Consider the following 20,306-nt stretch of genomic DNA (forward strand, 5'->3'; position numbering starts at 1 on the left):
GGGCCGTTTTTATTTCTATTTACTTGCACGCTGCTTATTTTTACCAACTCTAGGTTTAGTATTGGCCTTTTTAAACTGGCTAAAACCAGTGTGACGTGTCAGTGCTGCACGGCCTTTACCGCCCTTTCCTTTCGCTGCTTTCTCATTGCGGCTCTCTTCAGGTATCAAGCAATTTGGTCCTTTACCAATTAAGTTCGCCTTACCCATTTTTTTCAGCGCTTCACGGATCATTGGCCAACCTGCTGGATCATGATAACGCAATATAGCCTTATGTAAGCGACGCTGGCGTGCACCTTTTGGCACAGCTACTTGCTCAGTATTGTTTTTAATATTACGCAGCGAGTTCATCTCAGTATGATAAATCGTTGTTGCATTTGCCATGGGTGATGGATAAAAATTCTGCACTTGATCAAGCTTAAAGTCATTACTCTTTAACCACAGCGCCATGTTCACCATATCTTCGTCTTTGGTGCCTGGATGAGCAGAAATAAAATACGGGATCAAGTACTGCTTCTTACCCGCTTCTTTCGAATACTTATCAAATAACTCTTTAAACTTATCGTAGGCACCCATACCTGGCTTCATCATTTTAGAGAGCGGGCCATCTTCAGTATGCTCTGGGGCTATTTTCAAGTAACCACCAACATGGTGAGTAACTAACTCTTTTACGTAACGAGGATCTTCAACTGCTAAGTCATAACGAACGCCAGAGGCAATTAAAATCTTCTTCACGCCTTTAACGTCACGAGCCTTTTTATAAAGTTCGATAGTTGGCGTGTGATCAGTGTCCATGTGCTTACAAATATCAGGGTATACACAGGATAAACGACGACACGTACTTTCTGCTTTTTTACTCTTACAACGCAGCTTGTACATATTCGCTGTCGGCCCACCTAAATCAGAAATAACCCCTGTAAAGCCTGGCACTTTGTCACGAATTTGCTCAATTTCATCAATGATTGATTGCTCAGAACGACTTTGGATAATGCGCCCTTCATGTTCAGTAATCGAACAGAATGAACAGCCGCCGAAACAGCCACGCATAATATTCACTGAGGTTTTGATCATCTCGTAGGCAGGGATTTTCTCATCACCATAACTTGGATGTGGAATACGCTGATAGGGTAAACCGAATACCCCATCCATCTCTTCTGTTTCAAGTGGGAATGCAGGCGGATTGACCCAAATAGAACGATCGCCATGACGCTGAAATAACGCACGCGCACAGCCTGGGTTTGTTTCTTGGTGTAAAATACGCGATGCATGGGCATAAAGTGGTTTATTCACAATGACTTGCTCATACGCTGGCAACTTTACGTATGTCTTTTCCCATGGCTTAGGCCGTGCAGGTTGAATAGTAATTGGTTTAGCAGCCTCGGCGGTTAAATCAATACCCGCTTGTTTAAACTCAGACTTACTACAACCAACATCATCGGCACCATACGGATTTGGAATTGGATCAATCTTACCGACTTTATCGATGGCAGTGGAATCACTACCACGCCAGCCAGGTAAAGGCTCTTTACGAATAACCGCAGTACCGCGGATATCTTGAATAGTCTCTATGGCTTCGCCACCAGCGATGCGGTGGGCAACCTCAACTAATGGACGCTCAGCATTACCGTAAATTAAAATGTCGGCTTTGGCATCAAACAACACACTTCGACGTACTTTTTCTTGCCAGTAATCATAATGAGCAATTCGACGTAAACTCGCCTCAATACCACCGATGATCAACGGCACGTCTTTATAGGCCTCGCGACAACGTTGGCTATATACAACCACCGCACGGTCAGGACGTTTACCGCCTATGTTACCTGGTGTATAAGCATCATCATGACGCATACGCTTTTCTGCGGTATAACGGTTGATCATTGAGTCCATGTTACCCGCGGTTACACCAAAGAATAAGTTAGGCTTACCTAATGCCATAAAAGCATCTTTAGAGTTCCAATCAGGCTGGGCAATGATACCAACACGAAACCCCTGTGATTCAAGCATGCGACCAATCACCGCCATACCAAAGCTAGGATGATCAACATACGCATCACCGCTGACGATAATAATGTCACAGCTATCCCAGCCCAACGCATCCATCTCAGCGCGAGTAGTGGGTAAAAATGGCGCTGTGCCATAGCATTCGGCCCAATATTTAGGGTAAGAAAACAGGCCGCGCTCGGCTTTTAATGCGCTCATAAAATGTACTCTGCTACCAAAAGGGGGCGAATTATACCCCACTATGAGTCATTATTATAGAAAACAAAACGCCCTTCAATTTGAAGGGCGTTAGCATGTGGGTGCATTTTTTAAAGAGCCACTTAATGCTTGGCTTGCAAATACGTTATTAACTCTTTTTCTGGCATAGGCTTAGCATACATAAAGCCTTGTACTTCATCACAGCCAAGCTCTAGAAGATAATCAGCTTGAGCTTGTGTTTCCACCCCTTCTGCGATGGTTTTCAAGCCGAGTCTTGCACCTAAAGAAATAATTAACGCTGCAATTGCTTCACTATCTTTATCTGGTAAGTCTTTGACAAATGCCCTATCAATTTTTAAGCGATCTAACGGGAGTTGTTGTAAATAACTGAGTGATGAAAAACCAGTACCGAAATCATCAATCGCAATCTCTATGCCAAACTCTTTCAATTCTTTTAAGGTGGTAATGACACTTGCAAGTTCGTCCATAACCACGCTTTCTGTTACTTCTAACTCTATAAATTGCGGCTTAACTTGGTATTGATTTAATGTATCTTTTACCTGCTGCGCGTAACCTTTCACTTTAAACTGAGGCACTGACACATTAACCGCTATACTAATTTCGATGCCCATGGCTTCAAGTCGCTTTTGCTGCATACATGCTTGTTCAAGTACCCATTGGCCAATATCAACAATTAAGCCAGCATCTTCGGCCATAGGCACAAAAATAGCCGGAGAAATATATTGACCATTACCAGAGGGCCAACGCAACAATGCCTCACAGCCAATAATCTTAAGGGTCGTTAAATCAAGTTGTGGCTGAAACCATACTTCTAGTTTACGTTGCTCAAAGTCTTGACGTAACTGTCTAATAATTCCTAATCGCCACGCCATTTTTTCTTCCATATCAGGCGTATAAGTTACCACAGCTTCCATTGACTGCTTTTTAGCTTGGTTTAGCGCGATATAACCTAGTTTTAAAGTCTCGATCCCTGCTTGCTGAAAATCACTTTGGTTACATAAACCTATTTTAAAATTAATAGGTAAAATATGTTCTCCTGCATTGAATGGCAAACTCAAATGCTCTCGAAGTAGCTCAAGATCATACTGCTCTTTTGGCAATAGTAAACCAAACACATCCGCACCAATACGCGATATTAGCTCTGCATTAGGGTATTCTTGCTCAAGCCTTTCAACGATGGCCATTAATAACAGGTTGCCAATTTCTTGACCTAAGCCATTGTTTATATCTGAAAAATGCGCAACATCTATTAATAAAAATACGTAATCATTTTTATTTGGCTGGTAGAAGCGTTCAATTTTGTTCATAAAATCATTGCGGTTAGACAGGCCCGTTAAGATATCTTTATAGGCAGCATCACGCAGTCGATTAAATAAACGCACATTATCTAATCCTACACTGACGTTGGTGAGGAATATTTCAGCAAACTGAAGTTGTGACGGGCTTGGAATATGCTCTGTTTCCAAGTAGATTGCTGCTTGACGGTTTTTACTTTTCAGTAAGTAAGTGCTATCGATATCTGTATGTTGGTGCTGTGACTGCTCTAGGCAATTTTTAACTTGTAAAATAATGCGACCATCATCAAGTTGTTCAATACCTTGTCCAATAAAACTGTTATATTCTGCACAGCCCCCTAACACACATATTTGATTATCATCTTCTAAGGAGCCACACACGACCCCTTTCGGCTCACAATCTAAAATAAACGATAACTGTTTAATCACAGCCATCGTAAATGCTTTAATATCAGTAAACCCTAAAATAGCTTTTGAAGCATAAAGAATGTTATTCAGCGCACGACTTTGAAACTCAAGTTGACAAACTTGCTCATAGGAGCGAATAGCAGTAACCAGTGATGTAATCAGCTTACTACGTGTTAATTCTGTTTTCGTCTTGTAATCATTAATATCATACTCACGAATTACCTTTTCTTCTGGGGCATAACCTGGTTGTCCTGTTCGTAAAATAATGCGTACGTTATGGTTATTTAGGCATTCGCGAACTTGTTTAACCACCTGCAAGCCTGCATCATCAGACTCCATCACAACATCAAGTAATACAACAGAAATTGATAGGTTTTCTTTAAGGACAGTGAGCGCCTCGGCTCCTGAGTAGGCGTGATGAAAGCGTAACGTTTTATCCCAAAACTCTACACCAGAGAGGGCAAGTTTAGTAACAGAATGTATTTCTGGGTCATCATCAACGATTAACACATCCCAAAAATCCGAAACAGACTCCTCTAACGGCTGTTCATCATCCTGATCACTAAATAAAAAGTCGTTACTCTCTGATGCCATTAATAATTCCTTAGACTACCCATCTAAAAACTGCAACGATGGTTCCGTCCCATTTTACAGCCTTGATGGAAAATTCTACCACTTAATTTGACTATGATACATTGCTGATAACTTATATTGTGTAGATTATAGTCTATGATACGTATAATGTTATGAAAGCTATAAAATTATTACCTGAGGTGAGATTATTAAACTCTTCGTTCTGTGTATAAAGACACTGTTTATATGTGCCCTTATAATTTTAGTAATTGGGCTGATGCTTGCACAGCAATATACTGTGAATAAAGCAATAACAGTCACCGCTAAGCGTGACGATATTGCCTCGCTCGTTACGGACTTGAACCAATGGCCACAATGGCAACCTTGGGAAGCAGTCGATCCGAGTATTCAGTTTACAATAGCAGAACCAAGTCAAGGTGTCGGCGCCCATCAATTTTGGGATAGTCGCTGGGGAGCGGGTGAAATGACAATTACACAAATGAACGACGAAGGAATGAGCTTCAACATTTTATTTAACCAAGAACACATTGCTCGAGGTTCTATTCGTTACTTAAATCAAGGCAATGATGTTGAAATCATATGCACGCTTCATGGTGAGGTAAACACCCCAATTATAGGTGGCTACCTTGCCCTTTTAAGCCAATACATACTTAACAACACGGTAAAGCTTGCGCTTAATAATATAAAAACACATGCGCAATTAACCACTACCAACAAGGCCAATGCCAGCGATGACAGTCAAAACGGCACAAGCAAGAGTTAACCTTGCCAATATTATAGAAAACCAACTCGGGTATTCTATTCATAAGTCCCCTTCTGCAAGAATTAATAACCTAGACAGTGATAGCTATTCTTCACAAGGGCAACAACAACTTCCCTACAAAATAAAGGCTGATGTCGGCTTATTAGAGCGAGCTCACACTCGTCAAGAGATTCAATTTATTAAACGCCAAGAAAACATAGAAACAATCATGGCTATGGCAATGGGCTTTTGCCCTGATGTAACAGGACGCCATCAACCTGACTCGGATTGGATAGAGCGTTTCATAAGTTTATGCGAAGATACGGCCAATACTTCAATGCAAAAGCTCTGGGCTAAGATATTGGCAGGTGAAACTGTTTCGCCTGGTACTTTTTCCATAAAAAGCCTGCAAACACTCAAGCATATGACTCAGCGTGAAGCTGACGCACTTCAGCGCTGCACGTCGCTATGTGGTTTTAATGAAAAAGATAACAGCAACCTTATTTTGTTGGGCTTTTATAAAAAGCCTTCCTTGTTTGATTTACTACGTAAAGGTAACAAGGTGTCATTAAACTTAGGTAAAACACCTGTCAGTTTTCCTGATATTTTGACACTGATGGATATTAACCTGTTATACCGAAAAGAGATCGAATCGGCTGTTTTAAAAGCCGGACAGGAATTTAATTTAAGCTTTATGCATCAGCGCTTAACCCTAAAAGCAAAAAGTAATGACTTAGTACTGAGCTATTATAAATTTACACAAACGGGGGATGAGCTAAGAAAGCTTATTGCCTCACCTGTTAACAAGGCCTACAAACAAATAGTATCTACATCGTTAGAAGAGGAATTCGAAACTAGCTGGCAAGTAAACAAATAACCTGCCAGCTACTTTTACTAAGTAAAGTGCTTAGAAGTGTACTTGAATACCCGCAAATGGGCCTGATGCATCAATATCTGTATAAATATCATCAACATCATCAAGCTCTAAGGTCATTGAGCGGTAACCGGCTTTAACGTCTAAATCAACCGCAAGATTATCAAGTAACGCATACGCGATACCCACTTGGTAGTCTTGTACTTTGCTATCATCAATCGCAAGCATACTTCCTTCAAAGAAAACGCTCAGACCTGTCAGTGGCAAACCCACTTCCGCACGACCGTAAACTAAAGGAACGAAGCCAGAAAAATCAACACGTTCTGTTGATGCAGGGCCACCATTTTGTGACGTACCAGTGACAACGATATCACCATCAAATTGCTTTGCGTTTAAGCCTAAATCAATCGAAACGAGATCATTATCAAAAATCTCGTAATAAAGAATATAATCGATATGAGATAAATCACTCACCGTGCCTACTTGCGTACCAACAACGTAATCAGCATCACCAAAACTAAACGTATCATCTAAGGTTGTTGAGCCATTTAGCTCAAGCTCAGTGTACTTAAATTTAAAGTTAGGAACTAAAGGTACGGGATGCTCTAGTGCCGCGTAATAACTAATGAATGTCTCATCATCATAATTAAAGTTTTGTAAGTTGTCGTTTTGAGCAAAACTACCACTATTATCTGACCGCCAGCCATCAACACCCAAGTACAGGCCCAATAAAGTATCAGCTTGTGCTGTAGGTGCTAAACAGGCCATCGACAGCGCGGCCGCTAAACAGTACTTTTTCATCATTTTATCCTTGCGCTAAAAGTTCGCTAAGTTCAATTAGAGCCGCATTGGCTCGCGAAATATAATTTGCCATCACCAGTGAATGGTTTGCTACAAAGCCAAACCCACTGCCATTGAGAATCATCGGGCTCCACACTGTTTCTTGTGTAGCCTCTAATTCACGAATAATTTGCTGCAGGCTCACTCGAGCATTTTTCTTTTCTAGTACATCGGCAAAATCATACTCCACCGCTTGTAAAAAGTGCAGTAATGCCCATGTTGCACCTCGCGATTCATAAAATACATCATCAATTTGCCACCAAGATGTTTTCACTTGATTTTGCAATGGCGTGTACGTTGCTTGATGAGCCGCTGTATCGCCGGCTAAGTCTGTGTTTAAACGTTCTTGACCGACACTGGCACTTAATCGTTGGCTTAAGCTACCAAGGCGCTTCTCAGCCTCTTTTAGCCAGCTACGCAAGTTATCTGCACGAGCATAAAATTGACTGTCTCTGTCATTTTGGTCGGCAATTTGGCTACGGTAAACAATGAGGTAATTGATACCTTTTTGATACTCTGCTTCTGCACTAGGCCATGCCCACGCCTCAGAGCTAATATTAAATTGTGGTTGTGCCTTTTTAAGTGCTGCATGTTCTGTTGATTGAGATTGTGAACGGCTAAAATCTTTTCGCATCGACAACACTAAGTCTCGCGTCATCTCAAGCGCGCCATATTCCCATGCAGGCATATTATCCATCATTACACTCGGTGGCATAATATCATTAGATAGATAACCACCCGGTTTATTTAACAGTGTATCAGCAACGTTGATCAGTGTGCTTGTCGTGGTATAGCCCGTCACAAATTTATCGCCGCGCATTTGTGCTTCTTGCTTCGCCTTGCTTACCACATCCATACGAGCAGGCTCACTACTCCAATAAAAGGCAATTGCATAAAAAATAATTAAAATTATAAGCAACGCACTGGCTATTTTTCCTTTGTGTTCAGACATATTATCTCCTAGTGATGTGAGTGCTCTTTACTTTTTTGCGGTTTTTCTTCTGTCATTGTTTGTAAAGATACAACTTTAGCTTGAGTAAAAACGCGATTTCCATCTTTAAAATATAGCGTGAGTTTTCGTTCTTGCCCTGCTTGTAGCTTATCTTCTGGCTCAAACACCATCAAATGATACCCCCCAGGTTTAAACTCAACGCTGCTGTGGGCATCAATCTCTAATGATAAAACCTGCTCCATTTTCATCATGCCATCCACATGTGTATGCTGATGAATTTCAACGCGCCCCAAACCATCTAGTTCAGCCTTCGTTAAAACAGCAGCATGATTGCTAGGGTTTGTGATAGTCATATAGGCAACACTGGCTTTGCTCGCGGGTAAAAACTCACGGACTTGCGCATTACTGACTGAAATTTCAGCGCTATCAGTATGGTCATGACCACTATGAGCAAATGAAAAAGTGCTATAAAGTAAACTTGCAGTAAGAAAAGAGAGTGCGGGTAACAGCTTCATCGTGCTTTAATCCTTGTTAAGACATCAACTTACCCGCTAAATTTAGCATACTTTGTTTATTAAGGCAGTTTATTAAGGCGCTAAGCCGCTGATTTTTTGTTATCAGCAATCAACCAGCATAATGCGGCGATTAACAACAATGGCCATGCAACCATCACTGAGCCAAATAGAAACGCAAGCACAACACCTATCACAGCAACAACACCAGCGCCAAGTAGGCCAATAGTGAATAATGCAACACCTGCCACAACGGCAATCACTGCCACTATCGCACCGATGACTTCAAGCCCTGCCCAGCTCATATCAGCAATTGATAACGGCAACTGCCACGAGTCAAACGATACGAATGACACTGCATCGGTACACAGCAATAGCATTGCTAAGACGATGATAGCTAACGTTTTCATGCTCTACTCCTAGTAACCTTTTACTGGTAAAGAACAGTGAGCAACTAAATAACCCACGCCTATTAACAGCGGCATATTAATCAGTAATATGATCATCACCAATCGCGTAGACCATACTGGAAACCCTAAGCGCGCAGCGAGTCCACTGCACACTCCCGAGATTTTCTTATTGCTTAAATCTCGGTACCAACGTGATGATGTATGATAAGTGTTCATCATTAACCTCCTAAGCTGACTGCTTCATCGTAGCTTTTAAATCAGCAAGCTCTTTATCGATCGCCTCATTTTTCTCTAAGGCAGCGATTTGAGCAGCGGTTGAGTTGGCAGCATCTGCGTGCGTTAACTCGTACGCTTCGACTTGCGATTCAATGTTTTCAACGCGCTGCTCTAAGTAGTCAAAACGCGCTAGTGCATCCGTCACCTTATTGCTATGCAACTGCTCTTTTACTTTTAAACGTGCTGTAACGACGCGCTCTTTTTGCATATAGGTCAGTTGCTTGGCTTTGGCATCTGCAAGCTTGTTTTGTAAACGCTGACAATCTTCAGTTAATTTAGACAGTGATTCAGCCACCTTATCCATTTCAGCTTGCTGCGCTTCAATCTCTGTAATTAAGCGCTGCTTTTCTACTAGTGCAGCTTTGGCAAGGTCGTCACGCTCTTTACTCAGCGCTTTTTCTGCTTTCGCTTGCCAGTCTGCTACTTTCGTTTGTTTTGCAGCTATTTCACGCTTCATTTGCTTTTCTTGCGTTAAAAATGTCGCAGCGGTTGCACGGCATTCAGTTAGTGCATCCTGCATTTCTTGCACGAGTAGATTAAGTAACTTTTCAGGGTCTTCCGCTTTATCGAGTGCTGCAGAAAGATTTGCCTGAATAATGTCATTTACGCGATTTAATACACCCATGTGACTCTCCTGTTGATAATTGGGTTAATACAGCTAGGAGATTCCAATTCTTGTGCCAACTAACAAATAAAATTAATTTATTAAATAAATACAAAGCGTTAAATTACTTAAGTTTAGTTTTCGGCTGACTAGTGACTGAATGAAAAATAACTAATTTGACTAAAAAGCTAACTTTTTCACCAAATTTTAGGATCAAAAAAAGCCACAAAATGTGGCTTTTTTAACGAGATATATGATTAGGCTTCTGGGACAAAACTTAAGGCTTTATCCATAACAGATAAGTCAGCCGCTTTACCGTGCCCGTTCTCAGACAAATGACGTCTAAAACCACGCGCACCTGGTTGCCCTTGGAAAATCCCCAACATGTGACGAGCAATATGCCAAAAATTAGCGCCGTTACTCATTTCATCTTCAATATAGTCATACATAGCGCGCACAACCTGATGACGATTAAGCATAAAAGCTTCATCACCATAAATTTTTTCATCCACTTCAGATAAAATAAATGGATTACTATACGCTTCACGGCCAATCATAACACCGTCAACATACTCAAGATGAGCTATGCTATCAGCGATGGTTTTCACGCCGCCATTTAAGCTTAAGTGCAGTTGTGGGTAATCTGTTTTCAACTGATAAACACGCGGGTAATCTAGAGGTGGGATCTCACGGTTTTCTTTTGGACTTAGACCATTTAACCATGCTTTACGGGCATGAATAATAAAGTCATCACACCCCACATCATGACTTGCTTCTATTAAGGCACACAAAAACTCATACGAGTCTTGCTCATCAATACCAATGCGAGTTTTAACAGTAACAGGAATAGTTACCTCGGCCTTCATTGCTGCAACGCAGTCAGCAACGAGTTTAGGCTCAGCCATTAAACAAGCACCAAAGCGACCATTTTGAACGCGATCAGACGGACATCCCACATTTAAGTTTACTTCATGATAGCCGCGTTCAGCCGCTAATTTAGCACACTTCGCCAACGCTTCTGGGTCAGAGCCACCAAGTTGCAATGCCACAGGCCCTTCATGCTCATTAAAGTGTAAGTAGTCACCTTTACCAAATAAAATAGCGCCGGTTGTCACCATCTCAGTGTATAGCACAGCATGCTTAGTCATTTTACGGTGAAAGGTTCGACAATGACGATCAGTCCAATCCAGCATAGGTGCCACGCTAAACCGTCTAAACCCTGTATTACCTGCTATTACTGGGCTAGAGCCCTTATTTAGTGTGTTACTCATATAGTCTGAATTGCCTTGAATTACCTTAAATCGCCGCGAGTTTCGATATACAGTCACCCTATAGTCACCCCCGCGGGGTAGGACTGATCGATAACTTAGGGTTACTCAATGGCTTCATACAATATCGAAAAACGCCGTCTTGCTTCAGGCGACTACCGCTACAAGTGCGTAGTACGCGAGAAGTCTAAAGGAAAGATTATACACAACGAAAGTAAAACATTCAGTAAAAGAGTACTGGCAGAAAGCCTAGGCAAAAAACACTTCCGAATTAGACGTAGCCTATGCAATTTTGAGTGATGATATCCATTCAATGCATATTATTTCTATTGGAGAGGCGCACGATTGGATACAAGAATACTCGTTAGGTTACAAAGGTCCTCAAAGTGCAGAAGTAAGGAGTGCTATTAAAACGTCCCTAGACTTCTAGACAGAGAATTAAAAGTAAATTATAACTGACTTTTAAAGAAAAAAGGCTTTTTAAAACCTATAAGTTAATTATATTTGACTTATAACCAATTCAGCATTACTTTATATTTAAAAGTAAATAATAATTAACTTATATGGGTAATTTAGCCAAAACAAACAGAACAGGTAAGGCGGTTAAGGCAACAGCCATGCCTAACTTATCAGAACGCTTTACCCCGACTCAACTCGCTGAAGCGATCACTGCAAAGCGAACAGGTATGAAGCTGTCTTTAGTAGATGTATCTGAAGCATTATCGATTTCAAAGCCAACGCTGGTGAAAATAGAAAAAGGCAATACCAATGTAAAGTTAACGAACCTACTCAAAGTAATGGAATACCTTGGTCTTTCATTTAGCCTTCTTTGTGATGATGCTACTTCCAAAGAAGGAACAGAGGTAAGTGATGACTGGTACTGATCTAAATACCCTGAACGTTTATATCGGTCATGGTCGTAAAATTGCGATAATAACCATTCCTGTAGGCTCTGAAACCGAATTAACCTTAACTTACGAGCCTGATTGGATCAAAGAGGGTTTTGCTATCTCGCCCCACCTGCCTTTGAACGGTGAGTTTGATCACAGGGCTGTCCGTAACTTTTTACAAAACTTGTTGCCTGAGGGTAAAGGGTTAGAAGAGATCATTAGTAATACAACTATCTCCAAAAATAATACCTTTGGGCTTATCAAGATCATCGGCGCTGACACATCTGGCGCGTTATCATTTACAAGTCAAAACAATGAAGAAACCGAAACTTCATTTCGAGAAGTCACTAATGAAGAACTAACCGAAAAGCTAGCTCGTTTTAAGAATGCTGGAGAATCTATTACTTATTGGGATGGTCGTACAAGGCTATCAGTCGCGGGTGTACAAGATAAACTCAACTTATTAGAAATTGAGGGCAAATTAGGGTTTGGTGAAGGCCAGCTTTGCTCCAATAAGATCTTTAAGTTTGAAACGGGAAAAGCACCTTTTATCGCCGTGAATGAGTTATTTACCATGTTATTGGCAAAGCATTCGGGTATTGATGTACCAAACGTAGCAGTACGAAAATACGGAGAAGTCAGTGCGTTTGTGATTGACCGTTTTGACCGCAAGTTAATAACTGAGCAACAGCGTGTTATGCGCCGTCACATTATCGATGGCTGCCAAGCAACCAACCTACCCCCATCATACAAATACGAACGTCAACATGGTGATGAAGGCGACGGTATTTATATTCGTGATGGTGTGTCTTTTGTGAAGCTATTTAATGTACAAACAACTAATGCCGAAGCGTACCAAACACAACTTATACGCTGGATGACCTTTAATATTTTGGTACGCAACTATGATGCGCACGGCAAGAACATCAGTTTCTTTGTGGGTAAACAAGGGCTAAGTCTTACGCCATTTTACGATTTAGTAAATATTGAGGCCATTATTCGAGAGATCCAAGCAAGACAAGCTGAGGAAAATTCTAAAATACCAATGGCAAACCAATTTGCGATGTCTATAGGTGAATATGGTTCTGGCAGTGCAGGTAATTTTAATCACCCATTTACCGCTTACATGTTGGCTGACTTCGCCCAAGAATTCGAAATATCGCTCGCACGTCTGCAATTGTTGATGAGGCAAATGATTAAACAAGTGCAAAGCTCTGTTGATTTAGCCAAAGCTGATGCGCTTAAACAGCAGTTAACTGATTCTGAAATACAGCATGTTGATACCTGTATTCAAATCATTGATGAAGCAGTTGAAGAGCTAAGTTCAGAGGTGGATAAAATAACGGAAATGAGCGACTTAATTTAGTGTGAATTTCTAGCTATTTCTATTTATTTCATTAAAGTGGCATGACAATAAGTAGGCATCGAATAAAAGTACTTATAAATCATATGATTAAATCTATTTTTCCGCGTGTATGATTACTTTCTAACATGGGTGCTACAGAAAAACGGCACATGGCTTAATCGAAGATCAGATGATGAAAAGAGGCGAAGAAGTGTACTGCAATCTCACTTCTTCGATGAATAAAATAAAAATGTAAAGACTACATTTTCACTTCGTTTAGAAGGTGCTCAAGGTTTTTGCCTGTAAGCTCTAAAACAGTGATTTCAAGCTCTTTATAATCTTCATTTTTCAGATTAACCAATTTAGCACCCACTGCAATGCGAGCAACTTTCTGGGCAGGATCTATCTCTACAATTTCAATGGATGCATGTGTATCATGATCTTTTGACTGTACGTAATACTCGCTAAAGAAAGTACCATCGGCACGCACATTTGAATTGTTATCAGACTCAGACTGCAAAAGTGTGCCCTTTTTAAGATCACTTTTACGAATAGAAAAGCTGTATTCCGCCACATTAGCATGGCCTACAATTATCGTAACGGCGCTCTCCCCATTAATTTTAAAATCGTGGTCGGTCACTTCAATCACTTTTAGCTTACCACTATCATAGGTTGGCTCCATGCAAGCGCCTAAACTAAAAATCAGAAAAATAGATAAAATAACATTTTTAATGAGCATTCTTTGTTCCTTAAATTTTATATTGCCTTCCTTTAAGTTAGATAAAAGCAGGCAATAATTCAAAATTTAAATTACTGAAAATGCACTTTAAATTTAAATTATGCTGTCACAGCTAAACCAAAGTAATGAGCAATTCCCCCCAAAATATTAGTCACAGCCACGGAAGATAAAATTAATCCCATTACTCGGCTAATAATACTTGCCCCACTATCGCCAATTAACTTATGTACATGTGTTGCGAGCAATAATAAAACCAACACAATCACTAATACAGAAAGCATGATTGATGATGTTACAAGCTGCTCATACCAAGTGTATTCTGTATTTCGAGTCATTAGCACCGCACCAAGCATGGCACCTGGGCTGGCTATAGAAGGAATGGCTAATGGAAAAATAGCAGTTTCGGTACTGTCGCGAACGCTTTTGATTTCAGTTTCAGGTTTACTTTCACCGAATATCATCGACAAGGCAAAAATTAATAATACGATACCTCCGGCAATCTGAAACGCTGAAAGCGGAATATTGATCGCGTTTAAAAGTAGTTCACCAGCAATCACAAAGAACAATAAAACTAATGCAGAAACGCCAACTGCCTTTAACGCAACTTTACGCTTAAATTTAGCATCATCCCAACGAGTAACAGCAATAAATACAGGCACTGTACCGATAGGGTCAATGACGGCAAAAAAGAAAATGAATGCAGCAAGCAATTCATTCATTAAGAAAACTCCCTATAAAACGTGTTAGCGAATAAAAACACTGCAACTACAATACAGTATGTTAGTATATCACGGTAGCGTAAGGATAAGAGAAGATGAATATAGAATCACTCGTCAGTAAAGCAAAACAAGTCTGCGATAATCGTGGGGCACGTTTCACACCTATCCGTGAGAAAGTATTCCGCCTGCTAGCAAGTGCTCAGGGTGGCGTTGGTGCTTATGACTTATTAGAACAACTTAAATTAACAGAGTCAGGCGCAAAACCTGCCACTATTTATCGTGCTCTCGATTTCTTGTCAGAACTTGGCTTTATTCACAAAATTGAAAGTACCAACTCATTTATGTTGTGCCATCATTTTGATCATATTCACCCTGTACAATTACTCATATGTGACAGTTGTGGCTATGTTAAAGAATTACACTCAACCGTTATTTCACACGAACTAAATAACCTAGCCGCAGAGAGTGGGTTTATTGTCTCAGGACAAACTATCGAAGCTCACGGTAAATGTGAAAATTGCAAAGATTAAGTGCGCTGTCACATACAGCCACTACACTTATAGTTAGAAAAACAGTTTAACTGCGTAATCTGAGGGAAAATAAACAATGAATGTAGAGTTCATCAACCCTTTTTTATCATCATTATTGAATGTATTGAGCACCATGGCTCAAACAGAATTAAAACCGGGTAAACCAAGTTTAAAAAAAGATGAGTTAGCCCGTGGCGATGTGTCAGGCTTGATTGGTATGGTGGGGCCACAAACAAAAGGCTCACTATCAATTACTTTTGATGAAAATCTAGCATTAACCATTATGGAAAGAATGCTAGGTGAGCGACCAGACTCAGTCAATGAAGAAGTCACTGACATGGTGGGCGAAATTACCAATATGGTAACAGGTGGCGCTAAAAACCTACTCGGCGAAAAAGGCTATGAGTTTGATATGGCAACACCTGTCGTTGTGTCTGGTAAAGGACATACAATCGCTCATAAATGTGAGGGTGCTAAGGTGTTAATTCCATTCACTTCAGCTGATGGTAACGCTAATATTGAAGTTAGCTTTGATAAACTATGAGCTGGCAGCAAAAAACCATTCAATTGAAGCCTCGTTCACGAGGCTTTCACATCATTGATGACGAGCTACTTCGTCAACTTCCTGAAATAAGGCAATACAAAGTTGGTTTGTTACATCTTTTCATTCAGCATACTTCTGCAAGCTTAACTATTAACGAAAATGCAGATCCTACTGTACGAATGGATATGGAAAGTCACTTCAATCATTTTGTGCCAGAACGACAAAGTTATTATCGTCATGATTATGAAGGTGATGATGATATGCCAGCCCACATAAAAAGCAGTACATTAGGTGCTGAGCTCACCATTCCAATTAATCAAGGCCGTTTAATGCTAGGTACTTGGCAAGGTATCTATTTAGGTGAACACCGAGATCAAGATGGTGCAAGACGTATTGTCGCGACGATTCAAGGTCAGATCTAAAACAAGCTGTAAGCAAAACTTGGCATTAACTAAATTATTTAAGAAAGTATTTTGGGATTTGTCTAGAGATTGGAGCGGCACACGAGGCTCGAACTCGTGACCTCAACCTTGGCAAGGTTGCGCTCTACCAACTGAGCTAGTGCCGCTTTATAAGTAGTCAGTAATTTGTCCGTTGCTGCACAACCTAAAGGTTGCGGTGAAACGTTCTGGCAACTGAGCTAGTGCCGCATTCAAAAGTAGTCAGTAATTTGTCCGTTGGCGCACAACCTAAAGGTTGCGGTGAAACGTTCTGGCAACTGAGCTAGTGCCGCATAAATAACTTGTAAGCTGCAAGTTTCTAGTTTCAAGCTCATGCTTTTAACTTTCCCCTTAAAACTTATATCAATTTCTTTTGGTGAGAAATTGGAGCGGCACACGAGGCTCGAACTCGTGACCTCAACCTTGGCAAGGTTGCGCTCTACCAACTGAGCTAGTGCCGCATTCAAAAGTAGTCAGTAATTTGTCCGTTGGCGCACAACCTAAAGGTTGCGGTGAAACGTTCTGGCAACTGAGCTAGTGCCGCATAAATAACTTGTAAGCTGCAAGTTTCTAGTTTCAAGCTCATGCTTTTAACTTTCCCCTTAAAACTTATATCAATTTCTTTTGGTGAGAAATTGGAGCGGCACACGAGGCTCGAACTCGTGACCTCAACCTTGGCAAGGTTGCGCTCTACCAACTGAGCTAGTGCCGCTTTATAAGTAGTCAGTAATTTGTCCGTTGGCGCACAACCTTGAAGGTTGCGGTAAAACGTTCTGGCAACTGAGCTAGTGCCGCTTTTAAGTAGTCAGTAATTTGTCCGTTGGCGCACAACCTTGAAGGTTGCGGTAAAACGTTCTGGCAACTGAGCTAGTGCCGCTTTTAAGTAGTCAGTAATTTGTCCGTTGTCGCACAACCTGAAGGTTGCGGTGAAACGTTCTGGCAACTGAGCTAGTGCCGCAAAATAAGTTACTAGTTTTAAGTTATAAGCTTCAAGTTAATTACTTTCTTCTTGAAACTTAAGCCAATTTCTTTTGGTTAGAAATTGGAGCGGCACACGAGGCTCGAACTCGTGACCTCAACCTTGGCAAGGTTGCGCTCTACCAACTGAGCTAGTGCCGCTTTATAAGTAGTCAGTAATTTGTCCGTTGTCGCACAACCTGAAGGTTGCGGTAAAACGTTCTGGCAACTGAGCTAGTGCCGCTTTATAAGTAGTCAGTAATTTGTCCGTTGTCGCACAACCTGAAGGTTGCGGTAAAACGTTCTGGCAACTGAGCTAGTGCCGCATTCAAAAGTAGTCAGTAATTTGTCCGTTGCTGCACAACCTTGAAGGTTGCGGTAAAACGTTCTGGCAACTGAGCTAGTGCCGCATTCAATTACTTAGAGACATACGAACCCCGCGAGGGTTAACGTCTTAAGCGGGGCAGGATTCTACAATAATCCGATGTGTTTGCAAATGTTTTTTACAAATTAAAGAATTTTTCTTGGTAAACCTTTAATTCCATGATCGAATCTTTGATATCGTCGAGGGCTAGATGTGAACCTTTTTTGTTCACTTGCGCTAATACGTCAGGTTTCCAACGACGTGCAAGTTCTTTAACTGTACTCACATCAAGGTTACGGTAGTGAAAGTAGTTTTCCAATTCAGGCATGTACTTATTCATAAAGCGGCGGTCTTGGCCGATAGAATTACCACACATAGGTGAAGCACCCGCAGGTACCCATTGCTTTAGAAATGCCAGTGTTTGATCAATAGCATCTTGTTCAGTGAATGTGCTTGCTTTACAACGAGCTGTTAAACCAGATTGACCGTGCTGAGTTGTACACCACTCGTCCATGCCATCAAGCAGTTCATCACTTTGATGAATAGCAATAACAGGGCCTTCAGCCAAGATGTTTAAATCACTGTCGGTGACAACAGTGGCAATTTCGAGTATTTTATCTGTTGCTGGTTCGAGGCCAGTCATTTCCAGGTCGAGCCAGATAAGATTTGATTTATGAAAAGACATAGTTACCTTAGCGGTGCTTTCCTTTAGATCCAACGCATTTAGATATATCATATTAGTATCATCAGTCGACCTAAAGCTTTTTTTTCAAAAAGCCCGACATTTAATCAAGTTATGGGCCAAAAGTGGCAAAACAAAAGAAATTAAGTAAAGGCCAATCACGTCGAATTAAGGCCAATCACCAAAAACGCCTCTCTAATGCAGATAAAAAGCAACAGAAAGGGGCTGCAGTGCAATGGCAAAATGATAATTTAGGCCCTGCCGAAAATGCGGTTGTGATCAGTCGATTTGGCCAACATGCCGATATCGAAACCGAATCAGGCGAAGTGCTGCGCTGTAATATACGCAGAACCGTATCAAGCCTTGTGTGTGGTGACGAGGTTATTTTTCGCCGTGCAAAAGTTAGCGAAGGCGACTTAGCTGGCGTTATTGAAGCAACCCATGAACGTCGCTCACAACTAACACGCCCTGATTTTTATGACGGAGTGAAAGTCGTCGCTGCCAATATCGACCAAATTTTAATGGTCTCGGCGGTACTGCCTGAGTTTACGCCAAACATTATTGACCGTTATTTAGTTGCCTGTGAAGACATGGGTATTGAGCCTATTTTGGTACTTAACAAAATAGATTTAATAGACGATGAAGGCCTTGCTTTTATTGATGAAATTCTCGATATCTATCGTGAGCTAGGTTATCAAGTACTGTTAGTCAGTAATAAAACAGGTCATGGCATAGATGAGCTAAAGCAAAAGCTGGTAGATAAAAACAGCATTTTTGTTGGTCAAAGTGGTGTGGGTAAATCAACCTTAGTCAATACAGTGCTACCCGACGCTGAAATTTTAACTCAAGAAGTCTCTGAAAACAGCGGCCTTGGCCAGCATACAACCACCGTATCGCGATTACACCATTTACCAAGTGGCGGTAACCTAATCGACTCACCAGGAATTCGTGAGTTTGGCTTATGGCATTTAGATGTTGAGCGCGTTACGTGGTGCTTTAAAGAGTTCCGTGATTTTATTGGTGGCTGTCGTTTTCGCGATTGTAAGCATTTAAACGATCCTGGCTGTATAATTCGCCAAGCTGTTGATGATGGTGAAATTTCAGAACTTCGCTTTGACAGTTACCACCGAATTTTAGAAACTATGGCCGACGGCCGTGCTGGTGCACGCGCTCCTCGCGTATAACTATTTAGGAAATAACAAGTGAGTTTAGATAAATTCAAAATTGCTATGCAATATGCCATGCCAAAACATTTCATTTCGCGCATGGTTGGCAAGTTAGCAGCAGCAAAAGCGGGTGGCTTAACAACGGCCTTAATTAAATTGTTTATCAAACAATACAAAATTGATATGAGTGAGGCTAAATACCCAGATCCAGCTCATTACAAAACTTTTAATGAGTTTTTCACTCGCCCATTAAAAGAAGGCATTCGTCCACTTGCTGAAGAAAGCGACATTATTGCTCACCCAGTTGATGGTGCAATTAGCCAATTAGGCGATGTAGTCGACGGTCAAATCATCCAAGCAAAAGGCCACGACTACAGCTTACAAGCACTACTTGGTGGCAAAGAAGAAGACACAGCGCCGTTTTTAGGCGGTAAGTTTGCGACTATTTATTTAGCACCAAAAGATTACCACCGTATTCACATGCCTGTTGATGGTACGCTGAGCAAAATGATCTACGTACCGGGTGATTTATTTTCGGTAAACCCGTTAACAGCACAAAATGTACCTAACCTATTTGCTCGTAACGAGCGTGTTGTGGCTATCTTTGAAACCGAAATTGGCCCACTAGCTATGGTGCTGGTTGGTGCGACAATTGTTGCTAGCATCGAGACTATCTGGGCAGGCACTGTAACGCCACCAGCGGGTAAAGATGTATTTAGTTGGAATTACCCAACTGAAGGTGACAATGCGATTACCCTTAAGAAGGGTGAAGAAATGGGCCGCTTTAAGTTAGGCTCTACCGTTATTTTAGCTTGGGGTGCAAATCAAGCTGAGTTCTTATCAGATCAACACCCAGAAACAGTGACGCGTATGGGCACACCCTTTGCGAAAATTAACGACTAATAAGTTCAATTAAGCAAACCACTTTAGCAAAAGTG

At 41.1% G+C, this 20,306-nt stretch carries 21 protein-coding genes and 4 tRNA genes; 9 read left to right on the plus strand and 16 right to left on the minus strand.

Annotated features, from left to right (window positions below; translation table 11 throughout):
• Positions 1-15: 15 nt before the first annotated feature.
• On the minus strand, positions 16-2,196 hold the full coding sequence (locus tag L0Z67_RS14825) for a YgiQ family radical SAM protein (RefSeq protein ID WP_405128196.1): 2,181 nt from the start codon (positions 2,194-2,196) through the stop codon (positions 16-18).
• Positions 2,197-2,318: 122 nt separating this feature from the next.
• Positions 2,319-4,514: an EAL domain-containing protein gene (locus tag L0Z67_RS14830; RefSeq protein ID WP_062568549.1), complete on the minus strand. Its 2,196-nt coding sequence runs from the start codon at positions 4,512-4,514 to the stop codon at positions 2,319-2,321.
• A gap of 277 nt (positions 4,515-4,791) precedes the next feature.
• Between L0Z67_RS14830 and L0Z67_RS14835 the strand changes: the two genes are divergently transcribed.
• Together L0Z67_RS14835 and L0Z67_RS14840 are read left to right on the plus strand one after the other, a co-directional pair.
• Positions 4,792-5,277: a hypothetical protein gene (locus L0Z67_RS14835; protein WP_237114486.1), complete on the plus strand. Its 486-nt coding sequence runs from the start codon at positions 4,792-4,794 to the stop codon at positions 5,275-5,277.
• On the plus strand, positions 5,246-6,133 hold the full coding sequence (locus L0Z67_RS14840) for a TIGR03899 family protein (protein WP_237127234.1): 888 nt from the start codon (positions 5,246-5,248) through the stop codon (positions 6,131-6,133). The genes L0Z67_RS14835 and L0Z67_RS14840 overlap by 32 nt, the downstream gene beginning before the upstream one ends.
• Positions 6,134-6,163: 30 nt before the next feature.
• On the opposite strand, the gene L0Z67_RS14845 is transcribed toward L0Z67_RS14840, so the two are convergent.
• The 7 genes from L0Z67_RS14845 to dusA form a co-directional block, all read right to left on the minus strand.
• The gene (locus L0Z67_RS14845; protein ID WP_130149630.1) at positions 6,164-6,931 is read right to left on the minus strand and encodes a TIGR04219 family outer membrane beta-barrel protein; all 768 of its coding nucleotides are present in this window, start codon (positions 6,929-6,931) and stop codon (positions 6,164-6,166) included.
• A gap of 4 nt (positions 6,932-6,935) precedes the next feature.
• On the minus strand, positions 6,936-7,922 hold the full coding sequence (locus L0Z67_RS14850) for a DUF2333 family protein (protein WP_405128197.1): 987 nt from the start codon (positions 7,920-7,922) through the stop codon (positions 6,936-6,938).
• A gap of 8 nt (positions 7,923-7,930) precedes the next feature.
• On the minus strand, positions 7,931-8,437 hold the full coding sequence (locus tag L0Z67_RS14855) for a copper chaperone PCu(A)C (protein WP_062568544.1): 507 nt from the start codon (positions 8,435-8,437) through the stop codon (positions 7,931-7,933).
• A gap of 80 nt (positions 8,438-8,517) precedes the next feature.
• A complete protein-coding gene (locus tag L0Z67_RS14860; protein ID WP_062568543.1) occupies positions 8,518-8,844 on the minus strand; it encodes a hypothetical protein in 327 nt (108 codons plus the stop codon).
• A gap of 9 nt (positions 8,845-8,853) precedes the next feature.
• Positions 8,854-9,060: a PspC domain-containing protein gene (locus tag L0Z67_RS14865; protein ID WP_193988998.1), complete on the minus strand. Its 207-nt coding sequence runs from the start codon at positions 9,058-9,060 to the stop codon at positions 8,854-8,856.
• 10 nt (positions 9,061-9,070) lie between these two features.
• Positions 9,071-9,745: a PspA/IM30 family protein gene (locus L0Z67_RS14870; protein ID WP_237127235.1), complete on the minus strand. Its 675-nt coding sequence runs from the start codon at positions 9,743-9,745 to the stop codon at positions 9,071-9,073.
• A gap of 236 nt (positions 9,746-9,981) precedes the next feature.
• Entirely contained in the window at positions 9,982-10,995 is a 1,014-nt protein-coding gene (gene dusA, locus L0Z67_RS14875) for a tRNA dihydrouridine(20/20a) synthase DusA (RefSeq protein ID WP_267135527.1), read from the minus strand.
• Between the two features lie 614 nt (positions 10,996-11,609).
• Here dusA and L0Z67_RS14880 point away from each other — a divergent pair.
• On the plus strand, positions 11,610-11,876 hold the full coding sequence (locus L0Z67_RS14880) for a helix-turn-helix domain-containing protein (protein WP_083515294.1): 267 nt from the start codon (positions 11,610-11,612) through the stop codon (positions 11,874-11,876).
• Complete coding sequence (locus L0Z67_RS14885; RefSeq protein WP_405128198.1) at positions 11,860-13,248, plus strand: HipA domain-containing protein; 1,389 nt, start codon at positions 11,860-11,862, stop codon at positions 13,246-13,248. The genes L0Z67_RS14880 and L0Z67_RS14885 overlap by 17 nt, the downstream gene beginning before the upstream one ends.
• Positions 13,249-13,486: 238 nt before the next feature.
• On the opposite strand, the gene L0Z67_RS14890 is transcribed toward L0Z67_RS14885, so the two are convergent.
• Positions 13,487-13,966, minus strand: a complete 480-nt coding sequence (locus L0Z67_RS14890) for a hypothetical protein (protein WP_237127237.1) — start codon at positions 13,964-13,966, stop codon at positions 13,487-13,489.
• 98 nt (positions 13,967-14,064) lie between these two features.
• Positions 14,065-14,685, minus strand: coding sequence for a MarC family protein (locus L0Z67_RS14895; RefSeq protein WP_062568537.1), 621 nt, complete (start codon positions 14,683-14,685; stop codon positions 14,065-14,067).
• Positions 14,686-14,780: 95 nt separating this feature from the next.
• On the opposite strand from L0Z67_RS14895, the gene L0Z67_RS14900 reads away from it, so the two are divergent.
• The 3 genes from L0Z67_RS14900 (at position 14,781) to L0Z67_RS14910 (ending at position 16,181) form a co-directional block, all read left to right on the plus strand.
• Complete coding sequence (locus tag L0Z67_RS14900) at positions 14,781-15,215, plus strand: transcriptional repressor (protein WP_062568536.1); 435 nt, start codon at positions 14,781-14,783, stop codon at positions 15,213-15,215.
• Between the two features lie 76 nt (positions 15,216-15,291).
• Positions 15,292-15,759: a chemotaxis protein CheX gene (locus L0Z67_RS14905; RefSeq protein ID WP_062568535.1), complete on the plus strand. Its 468-nt coding sequence runs from the start codon at positions 15,292-15,294 to the stop codon at positions 15,757-15,759.
• Positions 15,756-16,181 (plus strand): secondary thiamine-phosphate synthase enzyme YjbQ, encoded by a 426-nt coding sequence (locus L0Z67_RS14910; protein ID WP_405128199.1) that lies wholly within the window; start codon positions 15,756-15,758, stop codon positions 16,179-16,181. The genes L0Z67_RS14905 and L0Z67_RS14910 overlap by 4 nt, the downstream gene beginning before the upstream one ends.
• A gap of 70 nt (positions 16,182-16,251) precedes the next feature.
• Here the strand turns inward: L0Z67_RS14910 and L0Z67_RS14915 are convergent.
• From L0Z67_RS14915 to orn, 5 genes are all read right to left on the minus strand, one after another.
• Positions 16,252-16,327: transfer RNA gene (locus tag L0Z67_RS14915), tRNA-Gly, on the minus strand.
• A 257-nt stretch (positions 16,328-16,584) separates the two neighbouring features.
• A tRNA-Gly gene (locus L0Z67_RS14920) sits at positions 16,585-16,660 on the minus strand.
• Positions 16,661-16,835: 175 nt separating this feature from the next.
• Positions 16,836-16,911, minus strand: a tRNA-Gly gene (locus tag L0Z67_RS14925).
• A 331-nt stretch (positions 16,912-17,242) separates the two neighbouring features.
• A tRNA-Gly gene (locus L0Z67_RS14930) sits at positions 17,243-17,318 on the minus strand.
• Between the two features lie 341 nt (positions 17,319-17,659).
• The gene (orn, locus tag L0Z67_RS14935; RefSeq protein ID WP_062568533.1) at positions 17,660-18,205 is read right to left on the minus strand and encodes an oligoribonuclease; all 546 of its coding nucleotides are present in this window, start codon (positions 18,203-18,205) and stop codon (positions 17,660-17,662) included.
• Between the two features lie 122 nt (positions 18,206-18,327).
• Between orn and rsgA the strand changes: the two genes are divergently transcribed.
• A complete protein-coding gene (gene rsgA / locus L0Z67_RS14940) occupies positions 18,328-19,386 on the plus strand; it encodes a small ribosomal subunit biogenesis GTPase RsgA (RefSeq protein ID WP_193987862.1) in 1,059 nt (352 codons plus the stop codon).
• Between the two features lie 18 nt (positions 19,387-19,404).
• Positions 19,405-20,271, plus strand: a complete 867-nt coding sequence (asd, locus tag L0Z67_RS14945) for an archaetidylserine decarboxylase (RefSeq protein WP_171038291.1) — start codon at positions 19,405-19,407, stop codon at positions 20,269-20,271.
• Positions 20,272-20,306: the final 35 nt, after the last annotated feature.

This window comes from Pseudoalteromonas sp. PB2-1 (assembly GCF_045040605.1).
GTDB lineage: Bacteria > Pseudomonadota > Gammaproteobacteria > Enterobacterales > Alteromonadaceae > Pseudoalteromonas > Pseudoalteromonas arabiensis.

What these genes read in the sequence shown, in the direction of transcription:
- L0Z67_RS14825 (WP_405128196.1), bottom strand. Translation starts at nt 2,196, where the DNA reads ATGAGCGCATTAAAAGCCGAGCGCGGCCTGTTTTCTTACCCTAAATAT.
- L0Z67_RS14830 (WP_062568549.1), bottom strand. Translation starts at nt 4,514, where the DNA reads ATGGCATCAGAGAGTAACGACTTTTTATTTAGTGATCAGGATGATGAA.
- L0Z67_RS14840 (WP_237127234.1), top strand. Translation starts at nt 5,246, where the DNA reads ATGACAGTCAAAACGGCACAAGCAAGAGTTAACCTTGCCAATATTATA.
- L0Z67_RS14845 (WP_130149630.1), bottom strand. Translation starts at nt 6,931, where the DNA reads ATGAAAAAGTACTGTTTAGCGGCCGCGCTGTCGATGGCCTGTTTAGCA.
- L0Z67_RS14850 (WP_405128197.1), bottom strand. Translation starts at nt 7,922, where the DNA reads ATGTCTGAACACAAAGGAAAAATAGCCAGTGCGTTGCTTATAATTTTA.
- L0Z67_RS14855 (WP_062568544.1), bottom strand. Translation starts at nt 8,437, where the DNA reads ATGAAGCTGTTACCCGCACTCTCTTTTCTTACTGCAAGTTTACTTTAT.
- L0Z67_RS14860 (WP_062568543.1), bottom strand. Translation starts at nt 8,844, where the DNA reads ATGAAAACGTTAGCTATCATCGTCTTAGCAATGCTATTGCTGTGTACC.
- L0Z67_RS14865 (WP_193988998.1), bottom strand. Translation starts at nt 9,060, where the DNA reads ATGAACACTTATCATACATCATCACGTTGGTACCGAGATTTAAGCAAT.
- L0Z67_RS14870 (WP_237127235.1), bottom strand. Translation starts at nt 9,745, where the DNA reads ATGGGTGTATTAAATCGCGTAAATGACATTATTCAGGCAAATCTTTCT.
- dusA (WP_267135527.1), bottom strand. Translation starts at nt 10,995, where the DNA reads ATGAGTAACACACTAAATAAGGGCTCTAGCCCAGTAATAGCAGGTAAT.
- L0Z67_RS14880 (WP_083515294.1), top strand. Translation starts at nt 11,610, where the DNA reads ATGCCTAACTTATCAGAACGCTTTACCCCGACTCAACTCGCTGAAGCG.
- L0Z67_RS14890 (WP_237127237.1), bottom strand. Translation starts at nt 13,966, where the DNA reads ATGCTCATTAAAAATGTTATTTTATCTATTTTTCTGATTTTTAGTTTA.
- L0Z67_RS14895 (WP_062568537.1), bottom strand. Translation starts at nt 14,685, where the DNA reads ATGAATGAATTGCTTGCTGCATTCATTTTCTTTTTTGCCGTCATTGAC.
- L0Z67_RS14900 (WP_062568536.1), top strand. Translation starts at nt 14,781, where the DNA reads ATGAATATAGAATCACTCGTCAGTAAAGCAAAACAAGTCTGCGATAAT.
- L0Z67_RS14905 (WP_062568535.1), top strand. Translation starts at nt 15,292, where the DNA reads ATGAATGTAGAGTTCATCAACCCTTTTTTATCATCATTATTGAATGTA.
- L0Z67_RS14910 (WP_405128199.1), top strand. Translation starts at nt 15,756, where the DNA reads ATGAGCTGGCAGCAAAAAACCATTCAATTGAAGCCTCGTTCACGAGGC.
- orn (WP_062568533.1), bottom strand. Translation starts at nt 18,205, where the DNA reads ATGTCTTTTCATAAATCAAATCTTATCTGGCTCGACCTGGAAATGACT.